General features: G+C 69.0%; 18 protein-coding genes. 3 read left to right on the top strand and 15 right to left on the bottom strand.

All coding sequences use genetic code 11. The features are described from left to right. Positions 1 to 78: 78 nt before the first annotated feature. The 7 genes from hemC to D0C15_RS06465 form a co-directional block, all read right to left on the bottom strand. Entirely contained in the window at positions 79 to 1,050 is a 972-nt protein-coding gene (gene hemC, locus D0C15_RS06495) for a hydroxymethylbilane synthase (protein ID WP_116041690.1), read from the bottom strand. Then, the gene (locus tag D0C15_RS06490; RefSeq protein WP_116041688.1) at positions 1,050 to 2,441 is read right to left on the bottom strand and encodes a glutamyl-tRNA reductase; all 1,392 of its coding nucleotides are present in this window, start codon (positions 2,439 to 2,441) and stop codon (positions 1,050 to 1,052) included. The genes hemC and D0C15_RS06490 overlap by 1 nt, the downstream gene beginning before the upstream one ends. Further along, positions 2,438 to 3,334 carry a redox-sensing transcriptional repressor Rex gene (locus tag D0C15_RS06485; protein ID WP_245975604.1) on the bottom strand — a complete coding sequence of 299 codons (897 nt, stop codon included), beginning with the start codon at positions 3,332 to 3,334 and terminating at the stop codon, positions 2,438 to 2,440. The genes D0C15_RS06490 and D0C15_RS06485 overlap by 4 nt, the downstream gene beginning before the upstream one ends. Before the next feature lie 310 nt (positions 3,335 to 3,644). Beyond that, complete coding sequence (locus D0C15_RS06480; protein ID WP_116041846.1) at positions 3,645 to 4,274, bottom strand: fasciclin domain-containing protein; 630 nt, start codon at positions 4,272 to 4,274, stop codon at positions 3,645 to 3,647. Positions 4,275 to 4,457: 183 nt separating this feature from the next. Next, entirely contained in the window at positions 4,458 to 6,059 is a 1,602-nt protein-coding gene (locus tag D0C15_RS06475; RefSeq protein WP_116041686.1) for a molybdopterin-dependent oxidoreductase, read from the bottom strand. Positions 6,060 to 6,140: 81 nt separating this feature from the next. Next, the gene (locus D0C15_RS06470) at positions 6,141 to 6,374 is read right to left on the bottom strand and encodes a glutaredoxin family protein (protein ID WP_091671596.1); all 234 of its coding nucleotides are present in this window, start codon (positions 6,372 to 6,374) and stop codon (positions 6,141 to 6,143) included. A gap of 16 nt (positions 6,375 to 6,390) precedes the next feature. Beyond that, a complete protein-coding gene (locus tag D0C15_RS06465; protein WP_116041684.1) occupies positions 6,391 to 7,911 on the bottom strand; it encodes an AMP-binding protein in 1,521 nt (506 codons plus the stop codon). Between the two features lie 398 nt (positions 7,912 to 8,309). Here D0C15_RS06465 and D0C15_RS06460 point away from each other — a divergent pair, with 398 nt between their 5' ends. From D0C15_RS06460 to D0C15_RS06450, 3 genes are all read left to right on the top strand, one after another. After that, a complete protein-coding gene (locus D0C15_RS06460) occupies positions 8,310 to 9,011 on the top strand; it encodes a sigma-70 family RNA polymerase sigma factor (RefSeq protein ID WP_116041682.1) in 702 nt (233 codons plus the stop codon). A 176-nt stretch (positions 9,012 to 9,187) separates the two neighbouring features. Then, the gene (locus D0C15_RS06455; protein ID WP_116041681.1) at positions 9,188 to 10,438 is read left to right on the top strand and encodes a DUF5667 domain-containing protein; all 1,251 of its coding nucleotides are present in this window, start codon (positions 9,188 to 9,190) and stop codon (positions 10,436 to 10,438) included. A 116-nt stretch (positions 10,439 to 10,554) separates the two neighbouring features. Beyond that, positions 10,555 to 11,568 (top strand): HAD family hydrolase, encoded by a 1,014-nt coding sequence (locus tag D0C15_RS06450; RefSeq protein WP_116041679.1) that lies wholly within the window; start codon positions 10,555 to 10,557, stop codon positions 11,566 to 11,568. A 5-nt stretch (positions 11,569 to 11,573) separates the two neighbouring features. Here D0C15_RS06450 and D0C15_RS06445 read toward each other — a convergent pair whose 3' ends face one another. The 8 genes from D0C15_RS06445 to D0C15_RS06410 form a co-directional block, all read right to left on the bottom strand. Further along, positions 11,574 to 12,626 (bottom strand): lysophospholipid acyltransferase family protein, encoded by a 1,053-nt coding sequence (locus D0C15_RS06445; RefSeq protein WP_245975603.1) that lies wholly within the window; start codon positions 12,624 to 12,626, stop codon positions 11,574 to 11,576. A gap of 41 nt (positions 12,627 to 12,667) precedes the next feature. Next, the gene (locus D0C15_RS06440) at positions 12,668 to 13,717 is read right to left on the bottom strand and encodes an NAD-dependent epimerase/dehydratase family protein (RefSeq protein ID WP_116041675.1); all 1,050 of its coding nucleotides are present in this window, start codon (positions 13,715 to 13,717) and stop codon (positions 12,668 to 12,670) included. Positions 13,718 to 13,935: 218 nt separating this feature from the next. Further along, on the bottom strand, positions 13,936 to 14,037 hold the full coding sequence (locus tag D0C15_RS06435; protein ID WP_005453035.1) for a 30S ribosomal protein bS22: 102 nt from the start codon (positions 14,035 to 14,037) through the stop codon (positions 13,936 to 13,938). A gap of 122 nt (positions 14,038 to 14,159) precedes the next feature. Next, entirely contained in the window at positions 14,160 to 14,375 is a 216-nt protein-coding gene (locus tag D0C15_RS06430) for a helix-turn-helix domain-containing protein (RefSeq protein ID WP_116041673.1), read from the bottom strand. A 208-nt stretch (positions 14,376 to 14,583) separates the two neighbouring features. Next, positions 14,584 to 15,396 carry a pyrroline-5-carboxylate reductase gene (gene proC, locus D0C15_RS06425; protein WP_116041672.1) on the bottom strand — a complete coding sequence of 271 codons (813 nt, stop codon included), beginning with the start codon at positions 15,394 to 15,396 and terminating at the stop codon, positions 14,584 to 14,586. A gap of 237 nt (positions 15,397 to 15,633) precedes the next feature. Continuing rightward, positions 15,634 to 16,458, bottom strand: a complete 825-nt coding sequence (locus D0C15_RS06420) for a thioesterase family protein (RefSeq protein ID WP_162829920.1) — start codon at positions 16,456 to 16,458, stop codon at positions 15,634 to 15,636. After that, positions 16,455 to 17,381 (bottom strand): proline dehydrogenase family protein, encoded by a 927-nt coding sequence (locus tag D0C15_RS06415; RefSeq protein WP_116041668.1) that lies wholly within the window; start codon positions 17,379 to 17,381, stop codon positions 16,455 to 16,457. Before D0C15_RS06415 ends, D0C15_RS06420 begins: the two co-directional genes overlap by 4 nt. 79 nt (positions 17,382 to 17,460) lie before the next feature. Beyond that, complete coding sequence (locus D0C15_RS06410) at positions 17,461 to 18,252, bottom strand: sugar phosphate isomerase/epimerase family protein (protein WP_116041666.1); 792 nt, start codon at positions 18,250 to 18,252, stop codon at positions 17,461 to 17,463. Positions 18,253 to 18,254 lie beyond the last annotated feature (2 nt).

Below are 18,254 nucleotides of genomic sequence, written 5' to 3'. Positions count from 1 at the left end.
GTGCGGCCGTATCTCTACTGGGCGTGTTCGTCACTGTTGGCGGATGCGCGCGGACCTCACGCCTCGCACCAACCCTTCTCAGCGCGAGTTGTGCCCCGGACCGGACAGCATTCCGGCTCCGAGGTCAAGCAGCTCCGCGGCCAGATCCCGGCCGAGCTGCTCTGCCTCGCTCTTTTCGGCGACGGCCGATGCACGCAGGATCTCCACCGGGCTGGAGCCCGCCCCGATCCCGTCGAGCCCAGCGGCGGCGACCCCACGCAACGAGATTCGCTCCACAACGGAACCGTTCTCGTCGAGGTCCTCCACCACATCGGCCAGTGCGCCGACTGGTGCGCTGCAACCGGCTTCGAGCGCGGCCAGCATGGCGCGCTCCGCGGTCACGGCGACCCTCGTCACTTCGTCATCCACAATGGATTGAAGAAGATGTTCTATGTCCACCTCATCGACACGTGTCTCCACCGCCAGCGCACCCTGGGCCGGCGCGGGCAGCATCTGGATCGGGTCCAGCGTCTCGGTGATGTCGTGCAACCGGTCCACCCTGGACAGGCCGGCCCTGGCGAGCACGACCGCGTCGAGTTCGCCGCTGGTGACCTTGCCGATCCGGGTATCGATGTTTCCGCGAATCGGGGTGACCTCGAGGCCGAGACCGAGCGCGCGCAGCTGCGCGATCCGGCGTGGCGATCCGGTTCCCACGACCGAACCGGGAGGCAGTTCCCCGAGTGTCAGTCCGTCGCGGGCGATCAGGGCATCCCTCGGGTCGGCGCGGGGCGGGACGGCGGCCAGCACGATGCCGCTCTCCGGTGCCGTCGGCAGGTCCTTGTAGGAGTGCACCGCGACGTCGATCCGCTTCTCCAGCAGTGCCTCACGCAGCGCGGAGGTGAACACGCCGACACCGATCTCGGCGATCGGGGCGCTCGACCGGTCCCCCGGCGTGGACACCCTGACGATCTCGACCGGCTGCCCGGCATCCTCGAGCATCTTGGCGATGGTGCCGGTCTGGGCGAGGGCGAGCTTGCTGCCCCTGGTGCCGATCCGGATGGTCCGTGTCATCAGTTTTCACCGTCAGTCTCATCGGAAACGCGCGTCCGCCCGTCGTCCACATGCGACGGTCCATTACGGACACCGTGGATGTCGATCTGGTCGTGCTTGGCAGTCGCCGCGACACTGGACACGGCGGCGGGCGCCTGCGGGTCGAGCCCGAACAGTTCGCTCAGCGCGGTGGCGTAGTCGGTGCCCGCGGTCTCGGCGGCCAGCTGCTTGACCCGCACGGTCGGTGCGTGCAGCAGTTTGTCCACCACCCGGCGCACGGTGCGGCCCACTTCCTCGCGAACGTCGCCGTCGAGGTCGGGCAGGCGGTTGTTCAGACGCAGCAGTTCGGCGTCGACCACCTCGGCGGCACGCTTGCGCAAAGCCGTCACGGTCGGCGTGACCTCCGCGCTGCGCTGGCCGGCCAGGTACTCCCGCACCTCGTCCAGCACGATCCCCGCGGCCCGCGCGATCTGCTTCTCGGTATGCGCCCCTGCCTCGTTCATCCGGCGGCGGACCGTCTCGAGGTCCACCACCTCGACGCCGGCCACTCCTGCCACGGCGGCGTCGACGTCCCTCGGCAGCCCGAGGTCGCAGATCACCAGTGGCCGCTCCGGACGCTCGGTCACGTGCTCTGTGGTGAGCACGGCCTGCTGCGCCCCGGTGCAGCTGACCACGACGTCGGCCCGCGCGACGGCGCCCGCGAGGTCGCTCATCGGCACGGAAGTGGCCGGGATCCCGGACTCACTGACCGATGCGGCCAGCCTGACCGCGTTGCTCTCGGTTCGGTTGGCCACGGTGACCGAACCGATTCCACCCTTGCGCAGCTGGGAGGCCGCGAGCGCACCCATCGAGCCGGCTCCGATGACCAGCGCGTGACGGCCGGTCAGGTCGCCGGCCGCCGCGAGTGACTCGGAGACCACCGAAGCACCAAGTGCGTCCAGGCCGGTTTCGGAGTGCACCCGCTTGCCGACGCGCAGCGTGGTCTGGACGAGCTCGTGCAGCGCGCTGCCCACGGTTCCCGCCTCGCCCGCGGTGGCGTAGGCAGCACGGACCTGGCCGAGAATCTGCGTCTCGCCGACGACCATCGAGTCCAGGCCGGACGCGACCGAGAACACGTGCTCGACCGCCGCGCCCGCGTAGTGCACGTACAGGTTGTCGTAGAGCTGTGCGGGCTCCATGCCCGCCTGCCGGGCCAGTACGTCCGCCACATCGGCCAGGCCACCGTGGAAGGTCTCCACGATCGCGTAGACCTCGATGCGGTTGCAGGTCGAGACCAGCATCACCTCGGAGATGTGCTGCGCCTTCTGCAGCTCATGCAGCACCTTGCCGAGCTCGTCGGCGGATACGGCCGCCCGCTCGAGCAGCGTCAGGTCCGCCGTCCGATGCGAGAGCCCGATGGCCAGCACACTCATGTCTCTTGCCTCACAAATCCGTTGCCAAGGCCCAGCTTCGCCGTCGGTACTCGCGAGTCACTCGAGGCTCCGTTGGTCGCTGCCGCTGCCGACGCCGCCGCCTCCGCGATATCCGCGCGCCTGGCGACGTGGAAGGACAGGATCTGCAGCTCAACGGCCAGATCCACCTTCCGCACCTCCACATGCTCGGGCACCTGCAGAACCACAGGGGCGAAGTTCAGAATGCACTGCACCCCGCCCGCGACCAGGCGGTCACAGACCGACTGCGCCGCCGTCGGCGGGGTCGCGATGACTCCGATGGAGATCTGCCGCTCGGTGCACACCGCGGGAATGTCGTCCAGATGCGACACCGGCAGGCCACCGACCGGCACTCCGACCAGATCGGGGTCGACGTCGAACAACGCCTCGACCGGGAACCCGCGACCGGGGAAGCCACCGTAGTTGGCCAACGCGTGGCCCAGGTTTCCGATTCCCACCACGGCGACCTTGTGCTTGCGGGTCAGCCCCAGCGTGCGTTCGATCTGCCCGACCAGCACGGTCACGTCGTAACCCACGCCGCGCGTTCCGTAGGAGCCGAGGTACGAGAGGTCCTTGCGCAGCTTCGCGGAGTTCACCCCGGCGACGGCGGAGAGCTCCTCGCTGGAGACGGTCGTCGCGCCCTGGTCGGCCATGCCGGACAGCACCCGTAGATAGACGGCAAGGCGGGCGACCGCTGCCTCCGGGATGGCCTTGGCCCTGACGGCCTCGCCCTCTCCGGTCGCGCCGTTACCCGCGTCGACCGCGGGCATCTCCGCGGTCGGAGCGTTGTCGGCGTCGGGAGTGGCCCTGGCGGCTCCCCGGCCGCGCTTGTGCGCGGCCTGGGCCCCGTTTCGCCGGCCCCGCTCTGCCACCACGCTGGCTCTCCTCGTCAGCGGGCCGCATCCGGCCCGCCATCGGCGTACATACTTTCGTAGCTCAACTCTTGACCTTGCGAACGCAGGGGTGTTCGATATCCGGTCCGCGCGGGTCGATGGCAATACGGTAGCTATTTGTGAACGCAGGCACAAAGTGGCTGGTCCATGCCGTTGCCATCACCCCAGAATGCCTCGCGACCGGCCCCTGCCGCCATAACCGGTCGTACACGCCACACCCGGCCCCGAGCAGCACGAAGGCCCGCGCGACGGGTGTCGCACGGGCCTTCGAGTGCCGCGGGAGTTCAGTTCATCACTTGTTGGTACCCGGCATGAGCACCGAGTCGATCACGAAGACGGTCGCGTTCGCGGTCGGGACGTTGCCGCACAGCACCTTGGCGCCGTTGACGGTCATGTTCTCGCCCTCGCCCTCGATCTTCAGCTCGCCACCGGAGGTGTTCAGCGACTCGACGGTCCCGGCCTCAACCAGGCCCTCGCGGTCGAGGCGCTGCCCGACAACGTGGTACGTCAGGATCGGGGCCAGCTCGTCCGGCTTGCTGGCGAGCTCCTTGAACTTCTCCTCACCCAGCGCGTCGAAGGCCGGGTCGGCCGGCGCGAACACGGTCAGCGCCTCGGCGTTGTTCAGGGTGTCGCCAAGGTCGGCCGCACCGACGGCGGCGACCAGCTTGGTCAGCAGCGGGTTGTTGCTGGCCGCGGTGGCCACCGGGTCGTCGATCATGCCCTGGACGGAACCTTCGCCCTCGGTCGGGACCTGTGAACAGCCGGGTCCGTAGACGTCGGATGCGGTGGTCACACCGTCGCCACCGGCGGCGGCCTCGCTGCTGGGGGACTCCATCGCCGACGAGGCCGGCGCCTGCTCGGTTCCCTCGCTACCGGCTTCGTCGCCGTTTCCCTCGCTGCCACAAGCGGCGATGGACAGCATTGCCACCGCGGCGATACCGGCTCCTGCGAAGCGTCGCACGTTCCTCACTGAAATCACTCCATTCTGGGTCCGGACCTCCGACAGGGGCCGGATAAAACGAACTGGCTTGCTTGTCACCGGTAATTCGGGGCAGGTTGGGCGGCGGATTGCCACTCGTTCGAGTTATTCCGGTGAATTTCGGAACTAGGCCGTGTTGAACACGACTGTCGGCTGGCCCGTGGCACCGTCGGGCACGGTGCCGACCCGCTCCTCGGTCTGGGTGTAGCCGGACTCGTCCGTCGCGCGGGAGATCACCTTGTGATTGCCCGGCGGCACGTCCAGCGCGATCTGCCACATCCGCCAGGTCCTGTCGTTCACCACCGCGCCGAGTTCGGCCTCCTGCCACGGGCCGTCGTCCAGACGCACCTCGACCTTCGCGATACCGATGGTCTGCGCCCAGGCGATGCCGGCGACGACCACCTTTCCCGCGGACAGGTTGGCGAACCCCTTCGGCGCGTCGATCCTGGACATCGTCTTGATCGGCGCACGCTCGGCCCAGTCACGGTTGAGCCAGTAGGCGTTGCGCGCCTCCCAGGTGGTGATCTCCATGTCGCGTACCCACTTCGTGGCCGACACGTAGCCGTAGAGGCCGGGAATCACCATGCGCACGGGAAAACCGTGCTCCAGGGGCAACGGCTCGCCGTTCATGCCGATCGCGAGCATCGCGCCACGCGCGGGGTCCAGTGCGGCCTCCACCGGAGTGCCGCAAGTCCAGCCGTCCTCACTCGTGGAGAACAGCTGTTCCGCGCCCTGACGCACACCGGCCTCGTTGAGCACGTCGCGCAGTTCGATGCCGATGAAGTTGGCTGTGGAGATGTATTCACCGCCGACCGGATTGGACACGCAGGTCATGGTGATCGTGCGCTCGATCAGCGGCCTGTTTCGAATGTCATCGAAATCGAGAGTGATTTCCCGGTCCACCATTCCGTGGATGCGCAAAGACCAGTCCTCGGCCCGCACCTGCGGCACGACCAGTGCCGTGTCCACCCGGTAGAACTGGTTGTTCGGGGTGATGAACGGCGGAGTGCCGAGCTTCGGGAAAGCCGCGTCGGCCGGGATCGGCGGTGCCTTCTCGGCGAGTTCGAACGCGCCGATGGCAGCGCGGGAGGCGCTGGCGTCGCGCACACCGGAGACGAGCTGCCCGCCGAGGCCGACCACGCCCGCGCCGACGGCGACTCCACCCGCACCCACCAGGAACCTGCGGCGGTTGGGGTCACCGGACTCCTCCTGCCCCTCTTCGGTGCTCGCGTCGCGCTCGACAGCGGCGGCGCGCCGCATCGCCAGGCTGTGCAGCCAGCGGAACACCAGCACGCCGGCCACGAGGCTGGCCACCGGGGCGAGCAGGGAGAGCTGGCCGAGACCGGGCCGGTTGAACACCGCGACCATGCCGATCAGGCCGAACACGGCGATGAGCACCGTGCCGATCAGCGCGGACCTGCGGGACAGAACGCCCGCGATCGCGGCGAGTACCACCATCACCACGGCCATGGAGGCGAGGAGTACGAGTTTGTCCTTGTCCCCGAACGTCTCGATCGCGAAGTCCTTCAGCCAGGACGGCGTCAGGTCGATGGCCGAGTTACCCACGGCCAGGTACGGCGAGGCGTTCAGTCCGACAAAGGCGGCCACGAGGTGCCCGGCGGCCAGCGCCGAGGCCAGCGCGAGCACGCCGACCAGCGCGGCAACGGGCACCGACAGCCTGGGTTTGTGGTCTTGGGTGCCGTCAACGGCAGTCACATCGGTGCTCATGTCTCCATATTCGGAGCAGATGAGGGTTTTGATTGCCGCAGCCGACCTTACGGGTGACTTACGACCGCCGGTGCGTCTCCGTCACGCGAGTGCGCGGCGCAGGCGGTCCTCCTCGACGGACCAGTAGCCGTGTTCGTCGCCGTCGACGAGGATCACCGGTACCCGGTCACCGTACTCGGCCCGCCACTCGGTGTCGCTGTCCACGTCGAGGGCCGACCACTGCACGCCCAGCTCGCCGCAGATCCGCTCCACGTCCCGCTCGGCGCGCTCGCATGCGGAGCAGCCCTGCCTGGTCATCACGGTCACCTGGTGCATGAACAGCCCTCCTTGACTACCTGAGCTTCATCCGCCGTAGCTTGCCCGTCGCCGAATGCGGCAGCGAATCGGCGAACTCCACCGTGCGCGGAACCTTGTACGCGGCGAGTGCCCGCACGCACGCGTCCAGCACCTGCTGCTCCGACAGTGCCGCGCCCTGCTCGGGCACGATCACGGCCTTGACGGCCTCGCCGCTGCGCTCGTCGACGACGCCGACCACCGCCGACTCCGCCACCCCGGGAAGTGCGTTGATGACGCCCTCCACCTCGTTCGGGAAGACGTTGAACCCGTTGACGATGATCAGATCGTTGGCCCGGTCCACCAGGTGCAGATCGCCGTCGATGTCCAGGTAGCCCACGTCGCCGGTACGGAACCAGCCCTCCGCGTCCGGGCCGTGCGCGCCGTCGGGCCAGTAGCCGGAGAACAGGTTGGCCCCACGGATCGACACCAGGCCCGTGCCCATCGGCTGCCCGTCGTCCTCGGCGAACACGTCGTCCGGGTCCGCGGGGTCGAGCGGTACCGGGCCCACGGTGCCGTCGCTGTCCACGAGCCGCAGCTCGACCCCGGGTAGCGGCCTGCCGACAGAACCCGGCTTCGGGTATCCGGTGACCATCGTGGTGGTGACCACGGGGGCGGTCTCGGTCAGCCCGTACCCCTCGAACACACCGAGGCCGGTCGCTGCCCGGATCGCGGCCAGCACCTTCGGATGCAACGGGGCGGCGCCCGAGGTGAGCAGGCGGACCGTCGCGAGGCCCTCGCCCAGTTCGGCCGCGGGCAGTGCGGCGAGTTCCACGTACATCGTGGGCACCCCGAGCAGCGAGGTCACCCGGTACTCCGCGCAGGCCTGCAGCGCGGCGTGCACGTCGAACCGCTCGGCGAGCACCAGCGTCGCGCCCGCCGACGTGCCGGCCAGCAGGCCGGGGCCGAGACCGTAGACGTGGAACATCGGGATGGTGATCAGCACCCGGTCGCCGGGCTCGACCACCCGGACCTGGAGCTGTTCGAGCTGGGTGACGTTGGCCAGCAGCGCGCGATGCGACAGCATCACCCCGCGCGGCGCTCCGGTCGTTCCGGAGGTGTACGAGAGCACCGCGAGGTCCTCGCCCGCCCCGACCGGCTCCACCTGCTCGGGCCGCTGCTCACCCGCGGTGGCCGCCCGCAGCACCCGCACGCCGGCGGGAAGGTCGTCGGCATCGACCCCGGCATGGACATCGGCACCGATCAGCAGGCCCGCGCCACTGTGCTCGAGCAGGCCGGACAGCTCCGAGCCTGGGCCCTGCGGCGGGAGCGGCACGGCGACCCCGCCGGCACGCAGCACACCGAACAGCGCGATCACGAACGCCGCCGAGGTGGGCAGGCAGAGCACGACCCGGTCGCCCGGGGACAGTCCCGCGGCCCTGAGCTCGCGCGCCTGTGCATCCACCGCCGCGTCCACGTCCGCCCAGCTGAGCGTCACCGACGTCGCGGTGTCCACCAGCGCGGCCGCGTCTGGCCTCGCTGAAGCGGTGGCGGCGAGCAGATCGGCAACGTTGCCCACGTGTCCGGTCGCCCGGTCAGAGCTTGTCCGCGAACTCGGGTCCGCGATCGAACCGCCAGGGCCCTGACTCACAGCGTCCGTCTGGTTCTGCTGGCTGACGCCCTGCCGCGTCGATAGCGGGACTTCGCCGGCCGAGTTCCACGAATCACCATGACCTCGCGGTTCCCTGTTCTCAGACGCCCCGTCAGCGGTCACAGCGCAGCCCCTTTCGCTTCCGGATGAGAGATGCACAGTCTGGCATTGCCCTCCCCCGTCATGGGGAGGGTCGGCCGCCGTCTCCTCATCGCAATCGGAACACCACTACCTACTTTCGGGTAACTAGACGTATGCTGCGATACGCGCTCAGGTGGCGATGATCACGCGAGCGGCGAGACACGAGGCTGTTGGAGGTGCGACGGATGAGCCTGCAGTTTGCTGTTTCGGCAGGCCCTGCCCTGGTAGCGCGCCCAGCGGTGGCGCCGGTCAGCGCCCCCGTGCTGCCCGCGGTGCCGATGGCGCCGGCCGTACCCGACCCCGCGGAGATCGCCACAGCGGAGGCCTGGGAGCTGGTGCACCTCGCCCAGGAGGGCGACACCGGCGCGTTCGGCAAGCTGTACGACCGCTACGTCGACGTCGTTTACCGCTACATCCTCTTCCGGTTGGGCGACCGGGAACTTGCCGAGGACCTCACCAGCGAGACCTTCCTGCGCGCGCTGCGGCGCATCACCTCGGTCAGCTACCAGGGCCGCGACGTCGGCGCCTGGTTCGTCACGATCGCCCGCAACCTGGTGCTCGATCACGTGAAGTCCAGCCGATACCGGTTGGAGATCGTCACCGACGAGGTGAGTGACACCGGTACTGCGCGGTTCACCGGTATGCAGGCCCAGCCTGCTTCGGGTCCGGAGCAGCAGGTGCTCAGCAGGGCGATGAACGACGAGCTGTTCCGCTGCATCTCCGACCTCGGTGACGACCAGCGTGAGTGCATCGTCCTGCGGTTCCTGCAGGGCATGTCGGTCGCCGAGACCGCCGAGATCATGAACCGCAACGAGGGCGCGATAAAGGCGCTGCAGCATCGTGCGGTGCGCAGGCTCGCCCAGCTGTTACCGACCGGTCTGCGCTGACCAACGGTCGTCCTCCTCCTTTGCACGTTCTGTGCAAAAGACACGATAGGTTGACGTCGCGAGGTGCGACTTTCGACTGGCTCCCGGGCTGCCGCCGTAACCGGTGGCCCCTGCCATTCGTTGCTCTTGCACGAAGGGGTACCAAGTTGAACTCTGCCTGACGACGAGGATGTGTCGTGGACGTGCCTGGCCGGATCCCGCGGGAGCGGGGCGCGCGTGAGCGGTTCGCTCGTGCCGTCGACCAGGGTGCCAGCCACCTCGACGACCAGGAGTTCGCCGACGAACTGGCCGTCGTGTCCGCCCTGCGCAGCGCGGGCGCCGAAGGTGCACCGGACTCCCGGACTCGCGAGCGGATCGCCGCCAGGATCAGTGAGCCGGAACCGGCGAGCAGAGTGACGACGCTGAAGCCGGTCGGCACTTCCGGCACCGGGCTGGCCGAAGACGCCGAAGTCACCGTGCCCCGTCCCAGGAGTCCCGAGCCCGAACGGGAACGACCCAAGCCCCGGCTGGCCGCCATGGTGGCCGCGGCGTTCTGCCTTGTGCTCGCACTTGCCGGCATCGGCACGACCATGTCCAGCGACTCGCTTCCCGGCGATCTGCTGTACCAGGTGAAACGGGCTCAGGAGAGCGCCTCGCTGACCCTGACCCTCGACGAGGGGGACCGGGCACGCAAACGACTCGAGTACGCGGGCTACCGGCTGGTCGAACTGGCCCGCCTCGCGGACCGGGCCGAACCGGGAACCGACTACGACGGCTTCCGGGTCGCCCTGGCCGACTTCGGCAGCGACACCCGCGCCGGGGTCGCCCAGTTGACGACGATCGCGACCACCTCCGACGGCAGCCAGCTCACGCTGTTGCGCGAATGGGTGCGGACGCAGTCCGACCGGCTCGCCGACCTGCGCGTCGCGCTGCCCGCCGAAGTGGCCGCGGACCGGGCGCGGACGGCGATCCTGTTGCAGGAGGTCGACGCACGCGCGACCGCCCTGGCCGGGCGGATGAACTGCTACCAGATCACTTCTGGTGAGTCGGACGAACTCGGTGTCCTGCCCTCGCAGCAGGAATGCGGCACCGTGCCGGGCAACCGCGCTGCCGGCTCGGCAACACCATCCGCGTCGGCGGGGCCCAGCTCGCGCGACGGGGACACCAGCGGCACCGAAAGCCCGAAGGACACTGATCCGGCAGCGCCGAACGCCACCATGGTCGGCAGCCGGACGTCGCCGGATGAGCCGGCCACCATCCCGGACTCGCCGGAGACCGAGTCGGTGTCGGTTCCGGCGAATCCCGCCTACGTTCCGCGAGAGCGGCTACGCGCACCTGCTCCGACATCGGTCTCGCGGTCGAGAGTGCCGGACTCGACGCCCGAGCCGCCCGCGGTGGTGTCCGTGCCACCGCTGAGCCCGGAGATGCCGGACGTCGGCATCGGTTAGCTCGCCGGACCCACGCACGTCATCCACCGCGACACGGGCGGCGGGCATACTCGATACTGTGTTGCACGGGCTGCGGCCGCTCCGGCCGTAAGTCCATGGCCCGATGTGTCGCAGGTGTGGAGGCGGTGTGCGTGTCACGGTGGCGTGGCCGGAGTAAGGGCCAGGAACTCGAACGCCTCGCTGCGCTGGCCGGTGAGGCGTCGGCCGATGCCGCCGTAGCGATGGAGGCATCCTCGACGGCAGCATTGGCCGAGGCAGAGGTCATCGCCGAGGCCGCCGCGCCGGTGGCGGAACCAGAATTTGAATCCGAAACCGCACAACAGGACGACACCACCGAACCACCCGCACCGGCGCAACCGGATCTGACGGCGGCCGCCTTCTTCGACGTGGACAACACGATGATGATGGGCGCCTCGATCTTCCATTTCGCCCGCGGCCTCGCCTCCCGCAAGTACTTCACGAGCTCCGATCTGGCTGGTTTCGCCTGGCAACAGGTGAAGTTCCGAGTCGGCGGCAGGGAGAGTCCGGACACCATCAGGTCCAGTCGTGAGCAGGGTTTGTCCTTTGTGGCTGGTCGTACCGTCGAGGAGATGAACGCGGTCGGCGAGGAGATCTACGACGAGCTGATGGCCGACAAGATCTGGTCCGGCACGCGGGCGCTGGCCCAGATGCACCTGGACGCCGGACAGCGGGTGTGGCTGGTGACCGCGACGCCGGTGGAGCTGGCGGCGATCATCGCGCGCCGGCTCGGGCTCACCGGCGCACTCGGCACGGTGCTGGAGCAGGTCGACGGTGTCTACACCGGACGGCTGGTCGGCGACATGCTGCACGCGCACGCCAAGGCGCACGCCGTACGCGCGCTGGCCGCGCGGGAAGGCCTGAACCTGCGCCGGTGCACCGCCTACTCCGACTCGCAGAACGACGTGCCGATGCTCTCGGTCGTCGGCACCGCCGTCGCGGTGAACCCGGACGCCGGCCTGCGCGACGTCGCGCGGCAGCGGAACTGGGAGATCCGCGACTTCCGCACCGGACGCAAGGCCGCCAAGATCGGCGTGCCCTCGGTACTCGGCGCGGGCGCGGTGGCGGGCGCGGTCGCCGCGGGCCTGGCCTACCGCAAGCGCGCGGCCTGACGGCCTCAGCCGCGGAAGATGCTCCGGCGCTGGGCCAGCCTGCGGTAGAGCATCTGCTGGATGGACTCCCGCACCTGGTCGGTCAGGTTGAAGACCAGCATCGGGTCCTCCTCGGCATCCGGCTCGAACGAGTCGGTGCTGATCGGTTCACCGAACTCGATATGCCACTTCGTGGGCAACGGAACGGCTCCGAGCGGACCCAGTAGCGGAAAGAACGGCGTCACCGGGAAGTACGGCAGGCCGAGCAACCTGGCCAGCGGCTTGAGGTCACCGATCTTGGGATAGATCTCCTCCGCGCCGACGATGGCACACGGGATGATCGGCACTCCGCAGCGCAGTGCCGCCGAGACGAAGCCACCGCGGCCGAACCGCTGCAGTTTGTACCGCGAGGAGAACGGTTTGCCGACGCCCTTGAAGCCTTCCGGCCAGACTCCGACCAACTCTCCGCCGGAATCCCCCTGGCCGCGCAGCAGCCGTTCGGCGTCCGGCTGGCAGGCCAGGGTCTGCCCGGACTTGCGGGCCAGCGCCCCGACCATCGGGATCCGGAACACCAGGTCCGCGCCGAGCATCCGCAGGTGCCGGTGCCTTGGGTGCTCGTCGTGTACCGCGACAGCGGTCATCACCGAATCCAGCGGCAGAACGCCCGAGTGGTTGCAGACCACGAGCGCGCCACCGGTGTCCGGCAGGTTCGCCACACCCTCTGTGCTGACCCTGAACCATTTCTCGTACAGCAGCCGCAGCGGTGGCAGCAGCAGCGTGTCGGTGAGTTCGCGGTCGAAGCCGAACTCGTCGACCGTGTAGTCGCCGGTCAGCCGGTGGCGCAGGAAGTCGAGCGCGGCGCCCAGTCCCTCGGGCAGCCCGTCCGATCCCGCGTCGACCGCCTGTACGGACTCTGGGGCCTCCCGGCCGGGGAAGGTGAAGACCGGCGCATCGGCACGCTGCGGGTCCGCCGGTGGCGGTTCGGGATGCCTCGCCGCCTGCCCGCCCCGGTCGTGCTGCCCGTTGCCCCGCTCCGGCGCGTGCAGCGGGATGATCTGGGCCTCCGTGCCTTCCGTCACTGGTTCCGCCTCGCCTTCCCAGCGTCCGTACCCGTGTCCGTTCACCTGCTCGAGGCCTGTCCCGTCGCGGCGGCCACGGCGACCTTGCCCGCCAAACCGGCCAGCCGGTGTCCATCGAGCACCGGACGTAGCCCCCGTCCACGTACATAGTCGTCGAACGCGTCCCGCGTGTTCCATTTCGGCGTGTAGCCGAAAACCGTCTTCAGCCGAGTGGTGTCCACGACCCGGCCGAAGTTCAGCAACCGCACCTGGTCGGCCGAGAAGTCCACCACCCGCGCACCATGCAGCACCCTGCCGACCGAAGGCACAGCGCCGCGCGGCACCGGTAGCTCCAGCCTGCCCGCGCGGCGAATGGCTTGCGAGAGCGTGAGTACCCCGTCACTGCCCACGTTGAACACGCCAGGCTTGTCCTCGATCGTGGCATGCTCCAGCACGGCCAGCGCGTCGGCGGAGTGCAGTAGCTGCATGCGGGCGTCGTAGCCGAGGACCGTCGGTACCACCGGCAGGGCGAAGTAACGGCCGAGCACGGTGTCGATCTCGGGGCCGATGAGGTTGATGAAGCGGGCCATCGTGACGGTGATGTCCGGCCTCCGCCTGGCGAGCCCGCGCACGTAGCCCTCCATCTCCACCGCGTCCTTGGCGTAGCCGCCACTGGACGACGGGATGAGCTCGGAGTCCTCTGTGAACACCGCGGGCGAGCGGGCGCCCGCGCCATAGACCGCGGCGGTGGACTTGACCACCAGCTTGCGCACGAGCGGCGAGCGCTGGCAGGCCGCGAGCAGCCGCATGGTGCCGATGACGTTGACTTCCTTGATCACCGAGCGCCTGCCGGGTCCGGCAGGATGCGCGGTGGTGGAGGCGTGCACGACCGTGTCGACCTTGGCCGAGCTGATGACCTTCGCGATCAGTGGGTTACGGATGTCCGCACGGACGAATTCGGCTCTGCCCATCCGCTGCAGGACGGCCCTCCCTGGCGGCGTGGTGTCCACGCCGATCACCCGTTCGAGGCGCGAGTCGTTTCCCAGCCGGGCCAGTAACCGGCCGCCGAGTTCACTCCCGACGCCCGTGACGAGCACGATGTTGGACGGCATTCGACCCCCTGGGGCGGGTTGTGGCACTCGTATGGGGCCTGTGAGTACGGGATTCGCGAGTACGCGTCCCGGATGCTACCGCCAACTTGGTCAGCTCGAGGGCCCTCTTACCTGCTGTTAACCCAGGTCACACCGGTTCTACCGGTATGTCACCCAGATGGCGGCGGCCCGCCCGACAGATGTCGGACGGGCCGCGTCAAGACTGGTCGCCGCAGAGGTCACTTACCCTGCTTGCGACGCTGCACTCGCGTGCGGCGCAACAGCTTGCGGTGCTTTTTCTTGGACATGCGCTTGCGGCGCTTCTTGATCACCGAGCCCACAGGTGCTCCTTCACGTCGTTCGTTGGGGTCACGCGAGACAGCGCGTCGTCCAACTCCGAGCGCATCTGCCACGATCGGCCTACCAGGTTACCCGGCAGGTACCAGCGGCCTTTCCATGGGGCTTACCCCACGTCGAAGTACGCGCCCTCCAGGTAGGTGTGGACTGCCTTTTCGGGCACCCGGAACGACTTGCCGACTCGCACGGCGGGCAGCTCGCCCGAGTGGACGAGCCGGTAGACCGTCATCTTGGAGACACGCATCAGCGTGGCCACCTCGGCGACCGTCAGGAACTGGACCTGCCGTGGTCCTTGGGCTTCGTCTTTCTTGTTCGGCGGCATAGTTCACCGTGCCTTTTCCTGCACGTGTCGCGCCGCGCGGCTTCCCCACCGGCGGTACCGACACGCACGTGCTTCTATCGAGGGTAGCGGTGCGGGTGGGGCCAGTGCGACGCCTGGCGCGAAGTTCGCCCCCGACCAGCACCGATCGGCCTACCGTTGGTGGTACTTCACGCCGTAAACCGCCGACAGCCGTACCGGCGGGCCGGGCTCAGTGGTCCTCGTGGGCCTTGCCGAGTTCGACGGAGCGATCGCGGGCGGCCTCGATGGCGGCCAGCAGCGCCGCGCGCACGCCGTGCTTCTCCAGCTCGCGGATCGCGTTGATGGTCGTGCCAGCGGGTGAGGTGACGGCCTCGCGCAGGATCACTGGATGCTCGTCGGTGCGGTCCAGCATCTTGGCAGCGCCGACCGCCGACTGGATGATCAGTTTCTCGGCCACCGCACGCGGGAGCCCGAGCAGGATTCCGGCGTCGATCATGGCCTCGACCAGGTAGAAGAAGTACGCGGGCCCGGAGCCGGACAGCGCGGTGACCGCGTCCTGCTGCGCCTCGGGGACCTCGACCACACTGCCGACACAGGACAGCAGTTCGGATACGACTCGCACGTGCTCTGCCGTCGCGTGCCGCCCGGGAGATATCGCGCTCATCGCCTCACCGACGACCATCGGGGTGTTCGGCATGACCCGGACAACCGGGGTGCCCTCGGCGAGCCTGCGCTCGTACAGCGCGGTGGGCAGGCCGGCGCAGAGGGAGACCACGAGCGACCCCGAGCCGAGCAGCGGGGCGAGCTCGTCCAGCACGGGATCGATGTCCTGGGGCTTGACGGCCACCACGAGGACGTCGGCGCGCTTGGCGGCGTCGGCCACCTCGACGGCGGCGACGCCATAGCGTTCGGTCAGCTCAGCCGCACGCTCCGGATGCCGCTCGGTGAACAGCAGGTCCGCGGCGTTGCGGCCGCCCTGCAACAGGCCGGACAGCAGCGCCTCACCGATCTTTCCCGCGCCAAGTACCGCGATGGTGGTCATGGCAGAGAACGTACCTGCCTCCCCCATCGGGCCCATCGCCCACCAGCCCTCGCGCTTTCCCGGGAAAGTGCGAGAGGGACCAGCCCCGGCGGCTCGCACTTTCCCGGGAAAGTGCGACCTCGGGCAGCGCAAGGCGCAGGTCGGGGCGGCAAGGCTCCGCGCTTCCCGGGAAAGCGCGGGTAGGGCCGGCGCGCGCTCGTCTCGCGCTTTCCCGGGAAAGTGCGAGAGGGGGGCGGGTCAGCCTGCGGGGGCGAGGGCCAGCTGGCGCGCTTGGCAGACGAGCCTGCCCTGGGCATCGACGACCGTGGCATCGGAGTCGAACCACGCGTCGTGCACGGCCCGGCAGTCCACCTGCACCCGCAGCCAGCCGGGCGCGGGCCGGGTCCGCAGCAGCGCGGTCAACTGGGCCGTCGGCGCCCAGCCAGAGCGACCGAGGTTGAACACCACCGGGGGGTTGATGTCGCCAGCCAGCAGGGCGAAGTACGAGTCCGGCTCCCCCTCGCGGGGCCGCACCCACAACCGCATCCGCGGCGGGTCACCGGTCCGGCCACTGAGGTACCCCGCGCTGGCCGGGTCGAGCCGCACGTCGCAGCCCTTCGAGAGATTGAAAACTCCCTCGGCGGTGGCGCCGCTCAGCATGATCGCACCGGCAGGCGGCTCGGCAGGCATGGTCGGCACGTCGGACCACAGCGGCCTGCGTAACGGCAACCTGCCCACCGTCACCCTGGCCTCGACGCAGCTGCGGCCGCGCTGTTCGAGCGAAACAGCCACGACCGTGGCGCGTCTGCCGACCTTGCGCACATCGCTGCGCAGCAGCACCGGCCCGATCGCGGGCGGGCGCAGGAACTCCGCGCTCACGACAAGCGGATCGGCCGGTGGTTCACCACGTTCGGCGAGCGCGCCGATCGCGGTCCTGGCCAGCAGTGCCAGCAGGAAGCCTCCGTGTGGGTGGTTACCGATGGACCACTCGGGGCGCAGGTCGGCGGTGAATGTCCCGTCGCCGAGGGACCGGGGCGAGCACACCGTGCCGAACGGAACCGGCACGGGATCCGGGACGCTCACGAACGGCTGGCCAGCGAGCGGAGGAAGAAGGTCAGGTTCGCAGGGCGTTCGGCCAGCCTGCGCATCAGATAGCCGTACCACTGCTCCCCGTAGGGCACGTAGACACGAACGGTCTCACCTTCGGCGGCGAGCTTGCGCTGCTCGTCCGGCCTGATTCCGTGCAACATCTGGAACTCGTACCCACCCCGCTTGCGACCGAACCACCTGGCGCGCTCGGCGACCACGCTCACCAGCCGCGGATCGTGTGTGGCGAACATCGGATAACCGCCCCCTTCGAGCAGCGCATTCGCGCAGCGGACATAGTTCAGATCCACGTCGTGCCTGCCCTCGAACGCGACCTCGGGCGGCTCGGCGTAGGCCCCCTTGCACAACCTCACCCGGGAACCCGGCACCGCAAGCGCGGCGACATCATTCTCGGTTCGCCGCAGGTAAGACTGCAGTACGGCACCCACCCAGGGCCAGGTTCTGCGCAGTTCTGTCAGGGCGGTGAGTGTCGCGTCCGTGGTGGTGTGGTCCTCCATGTCCAGTGTCACGGTGGTTCCACACTGCTCGGCGGCAGCGCAGACCCGGTAGGCGTTGTTGACCGCGAATGCGGGGTCCAGCCGAAGGCCGACGGCGGAAAGCTTGATGCTCACCTCGCACCAGCCCGCGAGGCCCTCGGCGTGCAGCCGGTCGAGCACGGCGAGATATGCCTGCACGATGCGTTCGGCCTGCTCCGCATCGCCGGTGTCCTCACCGAGGTAGTCGAGGCTGGCGTGCAGTCCGTCGTCGGCGAGGCGGCGGACGGTGCGAACCGCGGCTTCCGTGGTCTCCCCTGCCACGAAGCGCCGGACGACGGATCGGGCAACCGGTGCGTTGGCGACAGCACGCTGGATCATCTCGTTGCCAGCGGCGGCCAGGATCAGCGAACGGAGCGGGTGCACAGTGAAACCCTACGTGTTCACTTCGCTCCTTTGGGGTAGATACGACGGGTGTCCGACGGACAAGTCGATCTTGAACGAGTCACTGCCCCAAATGCAGCCGCGCGAACAACAGTGCCTCCGCGAGTTCCCGTGCGCGTCGAGCGCGTTGTCCGGCACCCCTGGTGTTGACCTCAAGCACAACCTGCCCATCGAAACCGCTGGTCGCGAGCTTCTCCAGCAGTTCAGCACAGGGCTGGGTACCCCTGCCCGGCACGAGGTGCTCGTCCTTCGGCAACCCGGTTCCGTCCGCGAGGTGCAGGTGGGTCAGTCCAGGGCCCATTCGCTCCGCCAGGGCCATCGCGTCCGCGCCCGCCGCGGCGGTGTGGGAGAGGTCGAGGGTGTAGTTCGCGTAGCCCACGTCGGTCGGGTCGATCGAAGGACGAAACGCCGAGACACGGCTGTTGCGGCTCGCGCCTGGCGGACGGACCTTGAACATGTTCTCCACCGCGATCGCCACCCCGCTGGTGTACTCCAGTTCGGCCACGAGATCGGCGAAGGCGTCACCGTAGCGGCGCTGCCACCGAAACGGTGGGTGCACGACAACGGTCGGCGCCTCCAGCTCCAGTGCCGCATCCACCGTTCGCCGGAGCCGGATCTCCGGATCCGGCGACCACACCCGCTGCGTGATCAGCAGTGAGGGCGAGTGCACCGACAGGACCGGCATTCCGGTCTCCCTGGACAGCCTGTGCAGGGCCTGCACATCCTGACTGAGGGGATCGGCCCAGACCATCACCTCGACACCGTCGTAGCCGAGATCGGCGGCCAGTTCGAAACCGGCCGAGGCCCGCAGCGGCCAGACCGAGGCGGTGGAGAGCCCGACCGGAATCGCCATCG

The sequence above is a fragment of the Amycolatopsis palatopharyngis genome (genome assembly GCF_003385185.1).
GTDB lineage: Bacteria > Actinomycetota > Actinomycetes > Mycobacteriales > Pseudonocardiaceae > Amycolatopsis > Amycolatopsis palatopharyngis.
The sequence above is the reverse complement of the archived record's forward strand: the minus strand, read 5'-3'. Positions and strand labels throughout refer to the sequence as shown.